Below are 17306 nucleotides of genomic sequence, written 5' to 3'. Positions count from 1 at the left end.
TTGGCAATGTCCACACCCGTGTTGTCCGACTTCACCCGGACCTTCACGTTGTAGTCCACCACGCGTTTGACGGGGACCAAAACCTTCATTGCTGCGGCTCCAAATTGATTAGTTGAATTGACGTGCACGTAAACCAGATGATTCTATGCGGCACAACGTCGATTGACAGAGATGGTCCTCGAATTCGAGACACCATCGCGGCAAGCACAAAAAAAGTACGACCGTGCTTTTTTCGGATTATACAAGGGGAAGATTGACGTTACGTCAATCACCAGCGCAGATTGAAGGGGCTTTCAGAAAGAGGCCTGGCAGGCCCCGATCAATGGGGTGGGGTCGCCGTGGCCTGGGCGGCGGCGGCTTCGATGGCCCGGCGGCCGGTTTCGTCTGCTGCATCAAATTGCCTCAGCAAGGCCTGCTGACGCGGGCCTGGCATCGAGTCTTTTTGCGGCAGGCGTTCGCCAGTGACCACATACAACACGTCCAGGCCCGAGCGAGCCCAGACCGCCAGGGCTTCGGTAGCCACATGGCCCGCCCCCGACTCCCAGTTGAACATGGTCTTGCGGGTGACCGGCACCAGGGCGGCAAAGTCGTTCTGGCTGAAGCCCAGCCGTTCGCGCTCTTCGCGCAGGCGTTGACCTGAGTTCATGAGAAACCTCCTGATGGATCCAGTGCCCGCGATGGGCTCAACCCCCAGACACCGGCGCTGGCGCCGCCGCAGCAACGGGCACCAGCGCGGCGACCTCGGGGCCTTGCACCCGCAGCACCCGCTGCGGATAGGGGATATCGACCTGCGCCGCGCGCAGACCCGCCAGCATGGCCAGGTTGACGGCGGAGCGGACATTGACCTGCCCGCTGGCCGGATCATTGATCCAGAAGTGCAGGCTGAACTCCAGCCCGTCAGGCACGAAATTGACCAGATACGCCACGGGCGCCGGATCGGCCAGCACCCGAGGCTGTGCCTTGGCCGCATCGCACAGGATCTGTTGCACCAGGCTCACGTCGCTGTCATAGCCCACCACCACATTGGTCGTGATGTTGAACCGCAGGTCGGCCGCCGACAGGTTCTCGACCCGCTGCGACACCATGGTTTCGTTGGGGACGATGGATTCGCGTCCATTGGTGGCGCGCAGCAAGGTGTAGCGGGTTTTGATGTCGGTGATCTTGCCCTCGAAGCTGTCGACCCGCACGTTGTCACCGATGCGCAGCGAGCGCTCCAGCAGGATCACAAAGCCGCTCACGTAGTTGGCCGCCAGCTTCTGCAGGCCGAAGCCCAGCCCCACCCCCACCGCACCGCCCAGCACCGACAGCGCCGTCAGGTCGACCCCCACGGCCGACAAGGCGAACAGCAAGCCCATGAGCAGCAGCACCGCCCGCATGGCATTGACGGCCACCCGCCGCATCGACAGGTCGCTGATGGCATGGCTCAACACCTTGCGCTCCAGGGTGGACGAGACCCACAGGGCCACCACCAGCACCAAACCCGAGCTCAGGCAGCCCTCGATCAGGGTGCGCAGACTGATCGAGGTCTTGCCAAAGGCCAGGTGGATGGCGTCCAGTTCTTCGAGTACCGAAGGCAGCAGATCAACAATCCAAAGCACCGCGGCCAACCAGGCCACCCACGAAAACAGTCGCTCGACCAGGCGCATGGCCCCCGACTCCGGGAAGGCAGCCGACAGCACCCGGGCAAAAAAGCGGATCACGGCCAGCGAGACCAGCACCGGGATCGCGATCTTGAGCAGAAAAACGCTTTGATGGTGGGCCACCACGGCCTTGGCCGCGTAGACCAGGGCCAGCGCCAGCGCAGGGAAGAGCAGGCCGTCCAGGGTGCGGCGGCCAAACCAGACGGAGTCACCGGTGCCCCGCGCCCGCCGACTGGCCCAGAATGAAATCCCAAAGGCCACGACCAGGCTGCCCAGCAGACAGGCCAATTCGATCCAGGCACGCGAGGTCTGGAACTCGGCCTGCAGGTTGTCCAATAAATCCATCAACGCTTCAATCTCCCTGTGGTGCCCAGCGGGGCACCCGTTTCTCGGCAAAAGCCCGTGCGCCCTCCTGGGCATCCGGGTCCATCATGTTGAGGGCCATGGTCTGGGCCGCCAACTGGTAGGCGGCCTCGACACCGGCTTCGCGCTGGCGATAGAACAAGGCCTTGCCCATGGCCAGCGCGGCCCGCGGCTTTTGCAGCAGGCCTTGCACCAGAGTCTCCAAAACCGCATCGAGTTCCGCTGGCGCGGCCACCCGATTGAGCAAGCCCTGGGCCAAGGCCTCGCGGGCGTCGATGAAATCACCAGTGAACAGCATCTCCAGCGCCTTCTTGGCCGACACATTGCGTGCCAGCGGCACACTGGGGGTGGCACAGAACAGGCCGTAGCGGATGCCGCTGGTGGCAAAGCTGGCCTCGGTGCTGGCCACCGCCAGATCGCATTGGGCCACCAACTGGCAGCCGGCCGCCGTGGCCATGCCCTGCACCCGCGCCAGCACGGGCACCGGCAGGCGCTGCAAAGACAACATGAAGCGGCTGCAGCGGTCGAACAAGGCCTGGTGGTCAGCCTGCGCCAGGCCGGGTGCCGCCATGGCCTTGAAGTCATGGCCCGCGCAAAAGGCCCGGCCAGTGGCCGCCAGCACCAGCACACGCAGGCCTTCGTCGGCAGCGGCCGCGTCCACCGCGGCCTGCAAAGCGATCAGCATCGGCTCACTGAGCACATTGAAGCGCTCCGGCTGGTTCAGGGTCAGGGTCAGCACACCGCGGGCATCGCGCCGGGTGAGCAGCAGGTCGGGCTGCGGGGTGTCAGGCATGTGATGGGCCCCAGGCTCAGAGGTCAGCCAGCACGCGCACGTGCGCCTCGACACTGCGCGCCAGGGCGGCCGGGTTGTAGCCCCCCTCCAGACAGGACACGATCCGGCCCTTGGAGAAGCGGCGCGCGATGTCCTTGACCCGCAGGGTGATCCAGGCAAAGTCTTGCTCGGTCAGGCCCAGTTGGCCCATGTCGTCCTCACGGTGGGCGTCAAACCCGGCGCTGATGAAGATCATTTCGGGCTTGAAGGCCTCCAGCCGCGGAATCCACATCATCTCGATGATCTCGCGCAGGTCCATGCCGCGGGTGTAGGCCGGCACGGGGATGTTGAGCATGTTCTCGGCCGGGTGCTGGTCTCCCGAATAGGGGTAGAACGGGTGCTGGAAGAAGCTCACCATCAGGGCCCGCGGGTCACCGGAGAGGATGTTTTCGGTGCCATTGCCATGGTGCACGTCAAAGTCGACGATGGCCACGCGCTGCAGTCGGTAGCGCTCCAAGGCGTAACGGGCCGCGATGGCCACATTGTTGAAGAAGCAGAAGCCCATGGCCTTGTCGCGGCAGGCGTGGTGGCCCGGCGGGCGCACGGCGCAGAAGGCGTTTTCGAGCTCGCCGGCCATGATGGCGTCGGTGGCCGCCAGGGCGGCACCAGCCGAGCGCAAGGCGGCTTGCCAGGTAAAGGCATTGATGCTGGTGTCCTGGTCCAGTTGGGCGTGCGGCGGGCCCCCGGCCTGGATTTCGTCGACCAGGCGATCGGTCAGCCCCCGCAAGGCGGCGATGTGCATGCGGTCGTGCGCCAGCTCCACATCGGCCAAGGCGGCAGTCGGGGCCTCACGCCGGTCCAAGGCATCACCGACGCCCGTCATCAACAGGCGATCCTCGATGGCGTCCAGCCGGGCCGGGCATTCTGGGTGATCATGGCCCATCTCGTGTTTCCAGCAGTCACGGTGGGTGTAGTAACCGGTTTTGTTCACAGGCGATCTCGTGTCTCTCATATTTTTGGGATAACGTCTCGGGCCATGCACACTCAGCAAAAACTCAAGGCGCTGCAAGATCAGCTTAACACGGTGATTGCGGGCAAACCCGCCCAGATCCAGGACAGCCTGGCCTGCCTTTTGGCAGGTGGACACCTGCTGATCGAGGACGTTCCGGGCGTGGGCAAGACCACGCTGGCCCATGCCCTGGCCCGCACCCTGGGCCTGCAGTTTGCGCGCGTGCAGTTCACCTCCGACCTGATGCCCAGCGACCTGACCGGCGTATCGATCTACGAGCGCGGGCGCGAGGATTTCGTCTTCCACCCGGGCCCGGTATTCGCCCAGGTGCTGCTGGCCGACGAGATCAACCGCGCCAGCCCCAAGACCCAGAGCGCCCTGCTGGAAGCCATGGAAGAGCGGCAGGTGACGGTCGAAGGCCAGACCCGCCCCCTGCCCGCCCCGTTCTTCGTGATTGCCACCCAGAACCCGCACGACCAACTGGGCACCTATGCCCTGCCCGAATCGCAGCTGGACCGCTTTCTGATGCGAATTTCGCTCGGCTACCCCGAGCGCGATGCCGAACGAGCGTTGCTGGCGGGGCAGGACCGCCGCGACCTGCTGGAACAACTGCAACCTTTGCTGACATTGCCAGAGCTGCAATCGCTGCAGCAACAGGTGCTGGCGGTGCATGCCGCCCCCTCCCTGCTCGACTATGTGCAAGACCTGCTGGCGGCCACCCGCAACGGCCGCTGGTTCCTGCAAGGCCTGTCGCCGCGCGCCGGTCTGGCCCTGCTGCGCGCGGCCAAGGCCCAGGCCCTGCTCTGCGGCCGCGACTACGTGGCCCCTGACGACGTGCAGGCCGTGCTGCCGCAGACCACGGCCCATCGCCTGGTGCCGGTAACCTCCTCCGGCCGGGGCGCCCTTGAGCAGGTGCGCGCCCTGCTGGAGGCCGTGCCGCTGCCATGAGCACCCCCCAGGCAGCCTTGCCGGGCGGTTGGGCCCGATTCAACCCCGCCAGCCAGGCCCGGGCCCGATTCAGGCGCTGGTGGCAGGGGCGCCTGCCCTTGAGCGATCTGATGACGCTGAGCCAACGCAACGTCTACATCCTGCCCACGCGACCCGGTTGGATGCTGGCGGCCACCCTGCTGATCCTGCTGCTGGCCTCGATCAACTACCAACTCAATCTGGGCTACCTGCTGACGTTTTTGCTGGCCGGTTGTGCCGTGGCAGGCATGCATGTCGGCCACGCCACCCTGAGCGGCCTGTCGATGCGCCTGCAGCCCCCGGCCCCGACGTTCTGCGGTCAGGCCGAGACCCTGGAAGTGGTGCTGGACAACCCCCGCAAAACCGCTCGCCACGGCATCGGACTGGCCGTGCTGGACAGCGCCGACTGGGTGTGGACCGATGTACCGGCCCAAGGCCAAAGCGTGCTGCACCTGGCCTTCTGCCCACGGCAGCGCGGTCTGCAACGGGTGCCGGTCCTCAGCGCGGAGACCCGTTTTCCCCTGGGTACGTTCAGAGTCTGGACGATCTGGCGGCCGGCCGCACAAGTGCTGGTGTACCCGCAACCGGAGGCGGCCCCTCCCCCGCTGCCCCCGGGCCAGGCCCGAGACCAGGCCCCAGCCTTGGCGGCCGGCCTGACCCGCGGCCAGGAGTTCGACGGCGTGCGCACCTATCGGCGGGGCGACCCGATGCGGCAGGTGGTCTGGAAGAAGGCGGCCACGGCGCTGGCCACGGGCTCGGCGGCCCTGGTCAGCCGAGACAGCGCGCCGGCCCCCTTGCACGAGTTGTGGCTGGACCACACCAGCCTGACCGCCCTGCCGCCCGAGGCGCGATGGTCCAGGCTGTGCGCCTGGGTGCTGGCCGCCGACACCCTGGGCCTGAATTTCGGGCTGCGACTGCCCCAGAGGGAGATCCCGCCCGGCACGGGCCCGGCCCACCGCCAACAATGCCTGGAGGCCCTGGCCCTGTGCTGAAGCACCCACTCCCCATGTCCCAATTGCCGCGCGACAGCCGCGACACCCTTTTTCTGCTGGCTGTGGTCGCCTGGGTGGTCCTGCCGCACGCCAGCAACCTGCCAGCCTGGACCTTGCTGATGGTCTGCCTGACGCTGGGCTGGCGTGGCTGGCTGGCCTGGCATGCCCGCCCACTGCCGGCCCGCTGGTGGCTGATGGGCCTGCTGCTGCTGGCCATGACGGGCACCTTCTGGAGCCACAAAACCTTGCTCGGACGCGACGCGGGGGTCACCCTGGTGGTGGCTCTGCTGGCACTCAAGACGCTGGAAATGCGGGCCCGGCGGGACGCCTTTGTGGTGTTCTTCCTGGGTTTCTTCACCTTGTTGACCCACTTCTTCTTTTCTCAGAGTCTGCTGGTGGCGCTGGCCATGTTGCTGGGCCTGCTGGGGCTGCTCACCGCCCTCATCAATGCCAATCTGCCGGTAGGCCGCCCGCCCCTGGCCACCTCGGCCGGCCTGGCACTGCGCATGACGGCCTGGGGCGCGCCCGTAATGGTCGCCCTGTTCCTGCTGTTCCCACGGGTGGCGCCACTGTGGGGTCTGCCGGCCGACGCCCAAGGCGCCCGCAGCGGCCTGTCCTCACGCATGAGCGTGGGCGACGTGACCGAACTGGCGCTGGACGATGCCATTGCCTTCCGACTGCGCTTCTTGAACGCCAACGGCGCCGCCCCGGAGCAAAGGCAGCTTTACTTCCGTGGGCCGGTGTTCTCGAACTTTGATGGCCGCGAGTGGAGGCCGCGTCAGCCAGAAGACCTGATGAACCAGGTGCTCTACCGACGCCCCCCCGCCAGCCTGAAGACCCAGGGCACGCCGGTGCCCTACGAACTGACCCTGGAGCCCAACAACCGCCCCTGGCTGCTGACCCTGGATGCGACCGCCGAGGCGCCCCGCCTGGGCCCTCAGGTCGCCTATGCCACCCCCGAGCTGCAATGGGTGATGGCGCGCCCCGTCACCGAGTTGCTGCGCTACCAGGCCGTGGCCTACCCCGAGTTCAGCTACGGCCCCGCGGCCAACGACCCTTTGCTGCGGCAGGAGACCGAGCTACCCGCTGGCTACAACCCGCGCACCCTGCAACTGGCCAGTGAAATGCGTCGCGACCCGAAGCTGGCCGGGGCCGACGACGCGGCCCTGGTCCAGCAGGTGTTGCACCGCCTGGCCACTGGCGGCTACAGCTACACCCTGGAGCCTGGCCTGTATGGGCGCGACACCGCCGACGAATTCTGGTTCGACCGCAAGGCCGGCTTTTGCGAGCACGTGGCCTCATCGTTCGTGGTGCTGATGCGGGCGCTCGACATCCCGGCGCGCGTGGTCACTGGCTACCAGGGGGGCGAGCGCAACCCGCTCGATGGCTACTGGACCCTGCGCCAGAGCGATGCGCATGCCTGGTCAGAGGTCTGGCTCAAGGGGCGGGGCTGGGTGCGCGTCGACCCCACCGCGGCCATCGCCCCTGGGCGCGTCGGATCGATGCAACGCCTGGTGGCACCGCGCGGGTTGGTGGCGAACGCTCTGGTGACCATGAGCCCCGGGCTGATGCAAAGCCTGCGTGGCATCTGGGACGCCACCAACAACCGCTGGAACCAATGGGTGCTCAACTACACCCAGGGGCGCCAGCTTGACCTGCTGCGCCAGTTGGGCTTCGAAGCCCCCAGTTGGGAAGACCTGGCCATGCTCCTGGGCGGCCTGCTGGCCGCGGCCGCCCTGGGCGCCAGTGGCTGGCAGTTGTGGGACCGCCGCCAGCATGATCCGTGGCTGCGCCTGCTGCACCGAGCCCAGGCCCTGGCCCATGCCCACGGCCTGCCAGCCACGGGCGTGACCACACCGCGCGCCCTGGGCCAGCAGGCCCTGGCGCACTGGGGCCCGGCCGGGCAGGCCCTGAACGACTGGCTGTTGCAACTGGAGCGGCTGCGTTATGCCGCACCGGCATCGACGGGCGCGCCGCGCATGGCAGTCCCCTTGAAAAAACTGGAGCAGCAACTCAGGCAGTTGAACTGGCCGCCCCGCCCTACCTGAGGACACGGCGCACCAGCAGTTCCTTTTTTTGAGGCCCAGGTCGGCTGCGGCGCCTTGATGCCGGCTTGACTGCTGTGACAATGACGGCCATGCACGCACTGACCCGAACCCTGGCCACCCTGATCACCGCCAGTCTTCTCAGCCCCCTGGCCATCGCGGGTCACGAGACCAAGACCGGCAAAAAGCACCACGCCGGCAGCAAGGCGGTCAAGGCCGTCAAGCCGACCCCGACAGCCCGCAAAAAGGCCGAATCAGTGGTCGGCACCTTGCCCTATGCCCAACGCAGCGAAGCCATGGCCTTTGCCGACGACGTAGCAGATCGCCGCCAGCTGGATCGGGTGGTGCTGCGCGAGACCCTGGGCCAGGCCCGGCTGCTGCCCGGAGTGCCCAAACTGATGTTGCCCCCCAGCAGCCCCAGCGCCAAAAACTGGCAGGCGTACCGGGCACGCTTTGTGGAGCCTGTGCGCATCGGCGCCGGGGTGGCTTTCTGGCAGCGCCACCGCGACACCCTGGAACGGGCCGAACGCGAGTTCGGCGTGCCGGCGTCGGTGATCGTGGGCATCCTGGGGGTCGAGACCCTGTACGGCCAGCACATGGGCAACTACCGCGTGATCGACGCACTGGCCACCCTGGCCTTCGACTTCCCGGCCAGCCACCCGCGCGCGGCCGAACGCCAGGCTTACTTTCGCGGCGAGTTGGAACAATTTCTGGCCTACCACCAACGCAGCGGCACCGACGCCCTGCAGCCACGTGGCAGCTACGCCGGCGCCATGGGCATGCCCCAGTTCATGCCCAGCAGTTGGGCGCGCTATGCGGTGGACTTTGACGGCGATGGCCGCATCGATCTGTTCAACAGCCCCGCCGATGCCATCGGCTCGGTGGCCAATTACTTCAAAGCCTATGGCTGGCAGACGGGCCTGCCGGTGCGCTATGCCATGCACTTCGACCTGGAGCGGCTCGACAAGGAGGCCCTGCTGTTGCCCGACATCCTGCCCACGTTCAGCCCGGCCCAGTTTGCCGCCAAGGGGGCAGTGATCGACGAGGGTCCGGTGGCGCCAGGCACCAAGCTGGCCCTGATTGAGTTGCACAACGGCGGCGCCCAGCCCAGCTACGTGGCCGGCACCGACAACTTCTATGTGATCACCCGCTACAACTGGTCGAGCTACTACGCGATGGCGGTGCTCGAGTTGGGCGAAGCCATCCAGGCCGCACTGCCCCACTGAGAACAGCGGCCGTCGGCTCTTGAACACGGCCCTCGTCAGGAGGGCATGACCAACTGGCCGAACTTGCCAGCCTGGAAGTCGCGGATGGCTTGCTGCATCTGCTCGACGGTATTCATCACAAACGGGCCCTGCTTGACCAGAGGCTCGCGCAGGGCCGGGCCGCTGAGCAACGCAAAGTGCAGGACCGCCGAACCCTGAGCCTGCAACTGCAAGGTTTCCTGGGCGGTGGCCGACTCGGCTGGCAATTGCAGGCCCAGGCCATGCTCGGCCGTCAGGGTGCGCTGCTCGCCAGCGGCAGACAGGAGCAACTCGCCCGCGAGCACGTAGAGCAAGCCCCCCCAGCCCCGCGGCAGCACGTGCTCGAAGTGGGCGCCTGGCTGAACAAAGCCGTCCAGCAGGGTGAAGGGTTCGGGCAATTGGGCGGTCGCTGGCGAGGCCACGCCCTGGCTTTCGCCCAGCACCACGCGCACCCGCACACCGGGGTGGCGGATCTCGGGCACCTCGGCGGGCTCCAGGTGGACGGCAAACGGGGCATGGCCCTTTTTGGCAGCCGGCAGGTTGACGAAGATCTGCAGCGCATGCACGTGCGGATTCAGGCCCTCGGGCTGCTCGGTGTGCACGGCACCGCGTCCGGCTGCAAACCAGTGCAGTGCGCCGGGGTGGATGGGCCCGTTGTTGCCCATCGAGTCGTAGTTCACATGGGGCGAGGTCGAATCCTCGAACATGTAGGTGACGGCCGAAATGCCCGCGTGGGGGTGCGGCTGGAAGGTGGGCGAGGTCATGTGGAAGTGATCCACCATCACCACCGGGTCGATCAGGCCCTGGAACGCATCTTCAGGCAGGTGCTTGGCCGTGAAACCCGTGCCAATCCGCATGTCGTGGCCCGCCACAGGCTTGGAAATTTTCAATGAACTCATCAAGGACTCCAGTCAGATTCGAAAGCAGAAGATCGGATCGGCGGTGCTGAATCAGCCTCAGGCCTGGCGGGCCAGGGCCTGCCAATGCCGGATCGGGCGCACACCATCAAGCCAGGGGTCGATGCGCTCGAAGTAGGGGTCGTAATAGGCCTTCTTCAGTTGCACCTCCTGCACGAATTCGCGGCTGGGCCAGACCTCGTACAGCAGCAATTCGTTGGCTTCTTCGGCATTGGCCAGCACATCAAAGCCCAGGCACACCCCCTCTTGCAGGATCTGCTGGCGCAGGGCCAACAGCTCGCCCAGCAGCTGGTCCCGGCAACCAGGTTTCACGCGCAGGGTCACCGTGATGACCCAGGGCTGGGCAGCATCGCTGGATGGCATCACAAGGCGTCGGTGAGACCACCGTCCGTCAGCAAGGTTCGGCCCGTCATCCAACGCGAATCATCGGAGGCCAGAAAGGCCACCACATCGGCCACATCTTCGGGCTCACCGATGCGCCCCAAGGGGGTGGCGGCCATCACAGCCTCACGGCGTGCCGGCGGTGTTGCAGCGGTCATGTCGGTGCGTGTCATCGATGGGGCCACGGCATTGACGGTGATGCCACGCGGACCCAACTCTTTGGCCAGCGCGTTCGTCAGCACCGACACCGCTGCCTTGCTGGCCGCATACAGACCGGAGCCCGGCCGGGGCTGGTAGATCAGGTTGGTGGAGAAGTTCACGATCCGCCCCCCGCGCAGCGGAAAGTGCGGCAAGGCGCTCTGCACCATGTAGATCACGCTGTTGAAGTTGACGTTGAAGGCCCGCGCCACACTGGCAGCGTCCATCTCCGCCAGGGTGCGCATCTCCAGCATGCCGGCACAGTTGACCAAGGCATCCACCTGCCCGAAGCGTTCGACGATGCGCGTCATGGCGGCTTTCACGCTGGCTTCATCACTGACGTCGGCCGCAAAGGCCTCGGCCACGCCGCCAGCGGCGCGGATTCGCTCCAGCACCTGTTCGGCGGCTTGGGCATTGCGCTGGTAAACGATGGCCACCGCCAGGCCCTGGGAGGCCAGTTTGACGGCGACGGCGGCGCCGATGCCGCGTGAGCCACCGGTGACGATGGCGATTCTGGGAGAGGCTTGCATGGGCTGGGTCCTGTCATGCCGAAGCCCGCGGGCAGCGGGCTTCGGCGTCTTCTTGGGCTGGGTGGCTTACTTCTTGGCAGCCGAACTGGTCACCTGCCACACCAGGGTGGCAAAAGGCATGTCGAGGGCGCCATAGACGTCATGGGCCTTGGGGTCGTTGTTGTCGCCCAGCATCTCGACCGCCACGCTGGCGTAATCCATCACCGGGATGCCTGCGCCGGCCAGGCGGGCCAGACCGGCCGTGCGCTTGGGTTCAGAGAAGGTCCCCGAAGCGTCCAACACCACGCGCGAGTCATAGCCAGCAGCCTTGGCCGACAGCGCCGGGTAGGTGGCGCAGATTTCGAGCGACACGCCGGCCACCACGAGTTGCTTGCGGCCGGTCTTGGCCACGGCAGCCACCACGCGGGCATCTTCCCAGGCGTTGATCTTGGAACGCACAATGGGTTGCACGTCGGGCACGGCCGCCAGCAGTTCAGGGATCACAGGGCCCCACATGCCGTCGGTCATGGTGGCGGTCAGGATGACCGGCACACCCAAAATGCGGGCGGCCTTGGCCAGCGCCACCACGTTGTGCTTGAGGTCACCGACGGTGATGTCGCGCACGCCGGTGTACAGGCCCACTTGATGGTCGGTCAGCAGCAGCACGGTGTTCTCGCGGCTGAGCAGGTTCAGGTAGGCATTCTGGGCATTGGACATGGCGTTGCTTTCTTTGCTGGAGGAGGAGGTAGCGGCAGAAGCCGGCAGTGCGGCGGCGGCCATGCCAGCGGCCAGGGGTGCCAAGGCGACGGCGCTGACCGAGCCTGTGCCAAGAAAATGTCGTCGATCCATGCTGTTTTCCTGAGAGGTTGAATGAACAGGACTGGACTGTGAAAGATTTCAGGCCCAAGAAAAAGGGGCGTGCTGATAACGTAAAGTTCCACACATAGAACGATCTACAAAAATCGTTGATTTCAATGGAACAACAGAACAAATCTGTCATATATGATAAATATGAGTGTCGAATGGAATGATTTGTTGCTTTTTTTACAAGTTGTGGAGCGCAAAGGTTTCACCTCTGCAGGAGAAGCGCTGGGTATTCCGAAGTCACGCCTGTCGCGCCGGGTGACCTTGCTGGAGGCGCGCCTGGGCACCCGCTTGCTGCAACGCAGTTCGCGCAGGCTCAGCCTCACAGATGCCGGTCAGGCCCTGTACGCCCATTGCCAGGTGATGCTGAAAGAGGCCGAGGCCGGGATCGCGGCCGTGCAGCAGCGCAGCACCCGGCCCATGGGCAAGGTGCGCTTGAGCTTGCCCGTGGGTTTGTCAGAAATGATTGCCGGCACCCTGCTGCCGCGCTTTCTGCAATGCTTTCCAGAGGTCCAGGTGGCGGTGCAGGCCACCAACCGCAGCGTGGACCTGATCGCCGAACAGGTTGACGTGGTGGTGCGCGGCGTCGGCACGGCGCTGCGACTCGACACCTCCAGCCTGGTTCAGGCCTGTGTCTGCACCGTGCCCTGGAAGCTGGTCTGCAGCCCCGCCTACCTGGCAAAAATCGGCCCGCTGAACAGCCTGGGGGATCTGGAGCAGGCCGCCCTGTTGCTCTACACCCCCAACGATGAAGGTGACACCGACCTGCGCCTGATCGACGAGCAAGGTGTGGTCCACGCGCTGCCCATGCCCATCCGCCTGCAAAGCGACAACCTGGGGGTGCTGCGCCAGGCGGCGCGCAGCGATCTCGGCCTGTGCGGACTGCCCGGCTACCTGTGCGCCGACGACCTGGCCAGCGGACGGCTGGTCAGCGTGCTGCCGGGCTGGCGCCCGATGGCGGGCCACCTGGTGGTGCTCTTCCCGAGTCGGCGCGGCCTGGCCCCCGCGGCACGGGCCCTGGTCGACTTTCTGAAGACCGAGTTGCCGATGCTGATGACGAGCGAGCCAGAGCGCCCTCGTGCCCTGCCCGCTCAGACCCGAGGCTGAGACCGCCGCCGCTCCTGGGGCACCCCCCGGTCGGCCAGCCACGCGGGCAACTGAGCCGGCGACATGGGACGGGCAAAGTGATAGCCCTGAAGCTCGTCGCAGCCCAGGGCCTTGAGCAGTTCGCTGGCCTCGCCGGTTTCCACGCCCTCCGCCACCACCACCAAGCTCAGGCTGTGGCCCAGAGCGATGATGGCGCGGACGATGGACAGGTCGGCCGGATCGGTCAGCAGGTCACGCACAAAGGACTGGTCGATCTTGAGCTTGTCGATCGGAAACTGCTTCAGGTAGGCCAGGCTGGAGTAGCCGGTCCCAAAGTCATCGATCGACAACTGCACCCCCAGGGCCTTGAGGTTCGTCAGCAGCCGACCCGAGACCGCCGCATGCTCCATCAGCTGCGACTCGGTCAGCTCCAGCTCCAGCCGGCCTGGGTCCACGCGGTTGGCCCGCAGGCAGGTCTGCAGGTGCGACACCAAGCCCTCATCCGTGAGCTGGGCCGCAGAAAGATTGACCGACACCACCAGGGGTGGCAGGCCCTCGTCGCCCCAGCGGGCAATCTGCTCGCAGGCCTGCTGGATGACCCATTGCCCGATCGGATGGATCAGGCCGGTCTCCTCGGCCACCGGAATGAAGCGCGCTGGCGACACCGACCCCAGCACCGGGTGCTGCCAGCGCAGCAAGGCCTCCAGCCCCACCACCGCCAGGGTGTTGGCATCGATGCGCGGCTGGTAATGAACAGACAGCTCTTCGTGGGCCAGGGCCTGCCTCAGGTACTGCTCGATCTCTTGCCGCTCCCGGGTGCTTTGGTCGATCTCGGGGCTGAAGAAGCGCGCGGTGTCACGCCCCGAAGACTTGGCCTCGTACATGGCCGCATCGGCCTGTCGCATCAACTCGTCCAGATCGGTGCTGTCATCGGGGTAGATGGCCATGCCCACGCTGCAGGACACCTGCAGGCTGTGCCCCTCCACCGGGTGCGCCTGGCGGATCAGCGGGATCAGGCGGCGCTCGACCACCGAACGCACCTCGTCGCCGTCGGCCACGCCTTGCATGATGACCACAAACTCGTCCCCCCCTAGACGGCTCACGGTGTCGCCACCGCGCACAGCCTGGGTCAGGCGATGGGCCACGGAACGCAACAAACCATCTCCGATGTGATGCCCCAGCGAATCGTTGATGTTTTTGAACCGGTCCAGGTCGATGAACAGCACCGCCACTCGCCCACCCGACTGTTGGGCAGCGCTCAGGGCCTCACCCAGCCGGGTGATGCACAGAGAACGGTTGGGCAGTTCGGTGAGCACATCGTGCTCGGCCAGGAACTGCACACGCGCCTCGGTGCGCTTGCGGTCGGTGATGTCGACCGAGATCCCGATGTAGTGCGACACCTCGCCCTGGCGCGAGGCGTCGCGCACCGCCGAAATCATCAGCCAGGCCGGATAGCTTTCGCCCGAGCGCCGACGAAAATGCACCTCGCCCTGCCAGGCATCGCGGTCACCCAGCAAGGCGGGCAGGCTGGCGGGCCAGTGCTCCACCTCGCCGGGCAGGATCAACTGACTGAGCTGTTCCCCAATCACCTCGTAGTAGTCGTAATAGGTGCTGCGGCAGAAAGCCTTGTTGACGCTCAGGATGCGCTGACGCTCGTCCATGATGATGATGCTTTCGGACGAGGCCTCGAACACCTTGGCCCACAGCTCCAGGCGCTGCTCCATGAGCTTGAGCATGTTGATCGGCGTGAAGGCCGTCAGCACCGCATCCTGCCCCTGAAACTGCAGGCGCCGCGCCGACAGCACGGCCCAGGACGGCGTCTCGCCGCCCAGCCAACGCACCTCGAACTCGTCCACCGCCCCCTGATCAGCGAGGCGCTGGAAGAAGCGGGCCCGCACACCTGGTTCGAGCCCGGTGGCCCAGGGGTCTTCGCTGCGGCCGGCCAACCAGGGCTGCGCAGGTGCGTTGGCATGCAGCACCTGATGCCGAGGCACGGATGTCACCACCATGGCGATGGGAATCGCCTCCACCATGTCGTGCTGGGTCTGGGCCGCGCGAGCACTGGCCGCCAGTTCCTGCTGCGTCAGGCGCTCGCGATCCAGCTGCGCCAGCATGTCATTGAAGGCCGTCACCAATTGCCCGATCTCGTCGCGGCTGTGCCAGAGCGCTCGCTGGCTGTGATCACCAGTGCGACTCACCTCGTCAGCCACCTCGGCCAGGTGACGCAGCGGGTGAGAGATCAGACGCGCCACGGTATAGACCAGGCTCAGGATGCAGCCCAGCAGCAACAAGGCCGTGCCCAGGTGCAGCCACATGCGCAGGAACAAGGCCTCGACGCGCTTGTGAAGCATGGCGTCCAGCGCGCCCAGCACCTGGGCCCAGGCCTGATCCAGCCGCAGCAGGGTCTGACCATAGCCGTCGCGGAAAGCCGCCAGATCAGGAGGCGGCGGGCCGCTGTCGTCAGACAGCGCTCGCACCACCGCCAACAGGGCCTGCAATTGCTGCTGAAGCTGCGCGGGCGAATCGCCCAAAGCCTGCCGCAAAGGCAACTGGCCAGCCGCCAGCGCCTGTTGGTAGTCTGCGGCGACCCCCAGCGAGACCGCATCCAGTCGCCCGGCCAGGATCAACAACTCGGTGCGCCGTCGGCCCGAGCGAAGTGCCTGCTCAGAGACGCCATCAAGGGCTTGCGCCGTGTCGTACAGCACCTCCAGCAATTCGGGAAATCTCAAAACCCCGAGCGACATGGCGTAATAGCTGTCCAGATCGGGGTCCAGGATGAGGTTGGACTGGTTGCCTACCATGGTCAGCAGCTCACGCCCCTGGCGGGCCACGGCCCCCAGCAGCTTGCGCGTTTCAGGCTGGGCCTGGGCCGCCGCGAGCGCCTTCACCCAGGCTGCGCTGAGTTCAGCGGCCCCCAGCGACTCATCGTGCTGCTGGCGCAACTCGTCCAGCAGCCCTTGCCGGGCCTGGCGAGTGTCAGCGGGCTCAACAGCGGCGGCCTGATTCCCGGGCGCCGCATCACGGAAAGGCGGCAGCAACAGGTCACGCACCGCAACGCTGTAGCGGGTGCCCACGATCTCTTTGCGGGCGAAGTCAATCGCGAGGTACTTCTCGTGGATCAGGATGCCCGACACATAGATCACCGCGGTCAGATCCAGCAGGTAAATCAGGGTGAGCTTGCGCCCGACGCTCAAACGCCCCAGCCAGCCAATCAAGGGCTTCAACAGTCTCACCCACGAACCTCCTGTGCCAAGAACGGCGCCATGACCTCAGATACCTTCCTGCGATGCACTTCGGCCACGCTGGGGCCCAGGGCCTGCTCAAGGGCCCAGGGCCTGACGGCGAAGCCCCTCAGGCCGCTGCCGGGATCAGGAAGTCTCGGCTGATGCGCCCACCCAGTTCATTGACCCGGTCCAGGAACTGGGTCAGGAAGGCGTGCAGACCGGTGGCCAGGATCTCGTCGATGCGGGCATATTGCAGATCGGCCCGCAGCTTGCCCGCACGGCGCAGCGTCTCGTCCGACTGGTCGTTGGACACCATCTCCAGGTTGTGCACCACCTCATTGAGGCTGGCATGCAGGGAGCGTGGCATGTCAGCACGCAGAATCAGCAGTTCGGCCACCCGCTCAGGCTTGATCACGTCGCGGTACACCTTGCGGTAGATCTCGAAGGCCGACACGCTGCGCAGGATCGCGCTCCAGTGGTAGAAGTCGTACTCCTGATCCTTCTCGCTGGCCGCGCCGAAAAAATCGCTCTGCACGGCATGGAACTTCACATCGACCAGACGCGCCGTGTTGTCGGCTCGCTCCAGGAAGGTGCCCAGGCGCATGAAATGCAGCGCCTCGTCCATCAACATGGTGCCCACGGTCACACCGCGAGACAGGTGGGATCGAAACTTCACCCACTCGAAGAACTGACCCGGATCGCGCTCGAAATCGCCCTGGCGCAACATGCGGTTGACCTCCAGCCAAGTCTGGTTCTGGATCTCCCAGGCCTCGGTGGTGAGAGAACCGCGCACCGCACGGGCGTTCTCGCGCGCCGCACGCAGACAGGACATGATCGACGAGGGGTTGTCCTCATCCTTCACCATGAACTCCAGCACGCGAGCAGGCGTCACCTCGCCATACAAAGCCTGGTAGGACGGCAACAACTCGCTGATGGACAGCAGGCCCTGCCAACCCACCTGGGCCACGGCGGCCGACTGGGGCAACAGAGAGGTCTGGTAGTTCACGTCCAGCATCCGGGCGGTGTTTTCGGCACGCTCGGTATAACGAGACATCCAGAACAAATGATCAGCGGTTCTTGACAACATTCAGTGACT

General features: G+C 65.9%; 15 protein-coding genes and 1 pseudogene. 5 read left to right on the top strand and 11 right to left on the bottom strand.

Annotated elements, in window-relative coordinates:
* The 5 genes and pseudogenes from AC07PT_RS24645 to AC07PT_RS24625 form a co-directional block, all read right to left on the bottom strand.
* A pseudogene (locus AC07PT_RS24645) lies at positions 1-89 on the bottom strand (electron transfer flavoprotein subunit beta/FixA family protein); the annotation flags it as partial.
* 230 nt (positions 90-319) lie between these two features.
* Entirely contained in the window at positions 320-646 is a 327-nt protein-coding gene (locus AC07PT_RS24640) for a helix-turn-helix transcriptional regulator (protein WP_494658457.1), read from the bottom strand.
* Between the two features lie 37 nt (positions 647-683).
* Positions 684-1985 carry a mechanosensitive ion channel family protein gene (locus AC07PT_RS24635; protein ID WP_494658456.1) on the bottom strand — a complete coding sequence of 434 codons (1302 nt, stop codon included), beginning with the start codon at positions 1983-1985 and terminating at the stop codon, positions 684-686.
* A 7-nt stretch (positions 1986-1992) separates the two neighbouring features.
* Positions 1993-2796, bottom strand: coding sequence for an enoyl-CoA hydratase (locus tag AC07PT_RS24630; protein WP_494658455.1), 804 nt, complete (start codon positions 2794-2796; stop codon positions 1993-1995).
* 16 nt (positions 2797-2812) lie between these two features.
* Positions 2813-3766: a histone deacetylase family protein gene (locus AC07PT_RS24625; protein WP_492348711.1), complete on the bottom strand. Its 954-nt coding sequence runs from the start codon at positions 3764-3766 to the stop codon at positions 2813-2815.
* A gap of 45 nt (positions 3767-3811) precedes the next feature.
* Here AC07PT_RS24625 and AC07PT_RS24620 point away from each other — a divergent pair, with 45 nt between their 5' ends.
* From AC07PT_RS24620 to mltB, 4 genes are all read left to right on the top strand, one after another.
* Positions 3812-4732, top strand: a complete 921-nt coding sequence (locus AC07PT_RS24620; protein WP_492348710.1) for an AAA family ATPase — start codon at positions 3812-3814, stop codon at positions 4730-4732.
* On the top strand, positions 4729-5742 hold the full coding sequence (locus AC07PT_RS24615) for a DUF58 domain-containing protein (RefSeq protein ID WP_494658454.1): 1014 nt from the start codon (positions 4729-4731) through the stop codon (positions 5740-5742). The genes AC07PT_RS24620 and AC07PT_RS24615 overlap by 4 nt, the downstream gene beginning before the upstream one ends.
* A 14-nt stretch (positions 5743-5756) precedes the next feature.
* A complete protein-coding gene (locus AC07PT_RS24610; protein WP_494658453.1) occupies positions 5757-7790 on the top strand; it encodes a transglutaminase TgpA family protein in 2034 nt (677 codons plus the stop codon).
* Between the two features lie 80 nt (positions 7791-7870).
* Positions 7871-9013, top strand: coding sequence for a lytic murein transglycosylase B (gene mltB / locus AC07PT_RS24605; RefSeq protein ID WP_494658459.1), 1143 nt, complete (start codon positions 7871-7873; stop codon positions 9011-9013).
* A 35-nt stretch (positions 9014-9048) separates the two neighbouring features.
* Here the strand turns inward: mltB and AC07PT_RS24600 are convergent, their stop codons facing one another.
* The 4 genes from AC07PT_RS24600 to AC07PT_RS24585 all read right to left on the bottom strand — a co-directional run bounded on the left by AC07PT_RS24600 (position 9049) and on the right by AC07PT_RS24585 (position 11885).
* Positions 9049-9930, bottom strand: coding sequence for a pirin family protein (locus AC07PT_RS24600; protein ID WP_492348707.1), 882 nt, complete (start codon positions 9928-9930; stop codon positions 9049-9051).
* Positions 9931-9987: 57 nt separating this feature from the next.
* Entirely contained in the window at positions 9988-10311 is a 324-nt protein-coding gene (locus AC07PT_RS24595) for a putative quinol monooxygenase (RefSeq protein WP_492348706.1), read from the bottom strand.
* On the bottom strand, positions 10311-11057 hold the full coding sequence (locus AC07PT_RS24590; RefSeq protein ID WP_494658452.1) for an SDR family NAD(P)-dependent oxidoreductase: 747 nt from the start codon (positions 11055-11057) through the stop codon (positions 10311-10313). The genes AC07PT_RS24595 and AC07PT_RS24590 overlap by 1 nt, the downstream gene beginning before the upstream one ends.
* Before the next feature lie 66 nt (positions 11058-11123).
* Entirely contained in the window at positions 11124-11885 is a 762-nt protein-coding gene (locus tag AC07PT_RS24585; RefSeq protein ID WP_492348704.1) for an isochorismatase family protein, read from the bottom strand.
* A gap of 186 nt (positions 11886-12071) precedes the next feature.
* Here AC07PT_RS24585 and AC07PT_RS24580 point away from each other — a divergent pair, with 186 nt between their 5' ends.
* A complete protein-coding gene (locus AC07PT_RS24580) occupies positions 12072-13007 on the top strand; it encodes a LysR substrate-binding domain-containing protein (protein ID WP_492348703.1) in 936 nt (311 codons plus the stop codon).
* Here AC07PT_RS24580 and AC07PT_RS24575 read toward each other — a convergent pair.
* Both AC07PT_RS24575 and AC07PT_RS24570 read right to left on the bottom strand, forming a co-directional pair.
* Positions 12992-16219 (bottom strand): EAL domain-containing protein, encoded by a 3228-nt coding sequence (locus AC07PT_RS24575; RefSeq protein ID WP_494658451.1) that lies wholly within the window; start codon positions 16217-16219, stop codon positions 12992-12994. The two genes, AC07PT_RS24580 and AC07PT_RS24575, sit on opposite strands and share 16 nt — an antisense overlap.
* Positions 16220-16337: 118 nt before the next feature.
* The gene (locus AC07PT_RS24570; protein WP_492348701.1) at positions 16338-17297 is read right to left on the bottom strand and encodes an alpha-E domain-containing protein; all 960 of its coding nucleotides are present in this window, start codon (positions 17295-17297) and stop codon (positions 16338-16340) included.
* Between the last annotated feature and the right edge of the window lie 9 nt (positions 17298-17306).

The organism is Curvibacter sp. GW821-FHT09D12, from assembly GCF_059416245.1.
The sequence above is the reverse complement of the archived record's forward strand: the minus strand, read 5'-3'. Positions and strand labels throughout refer to the sequence as shown.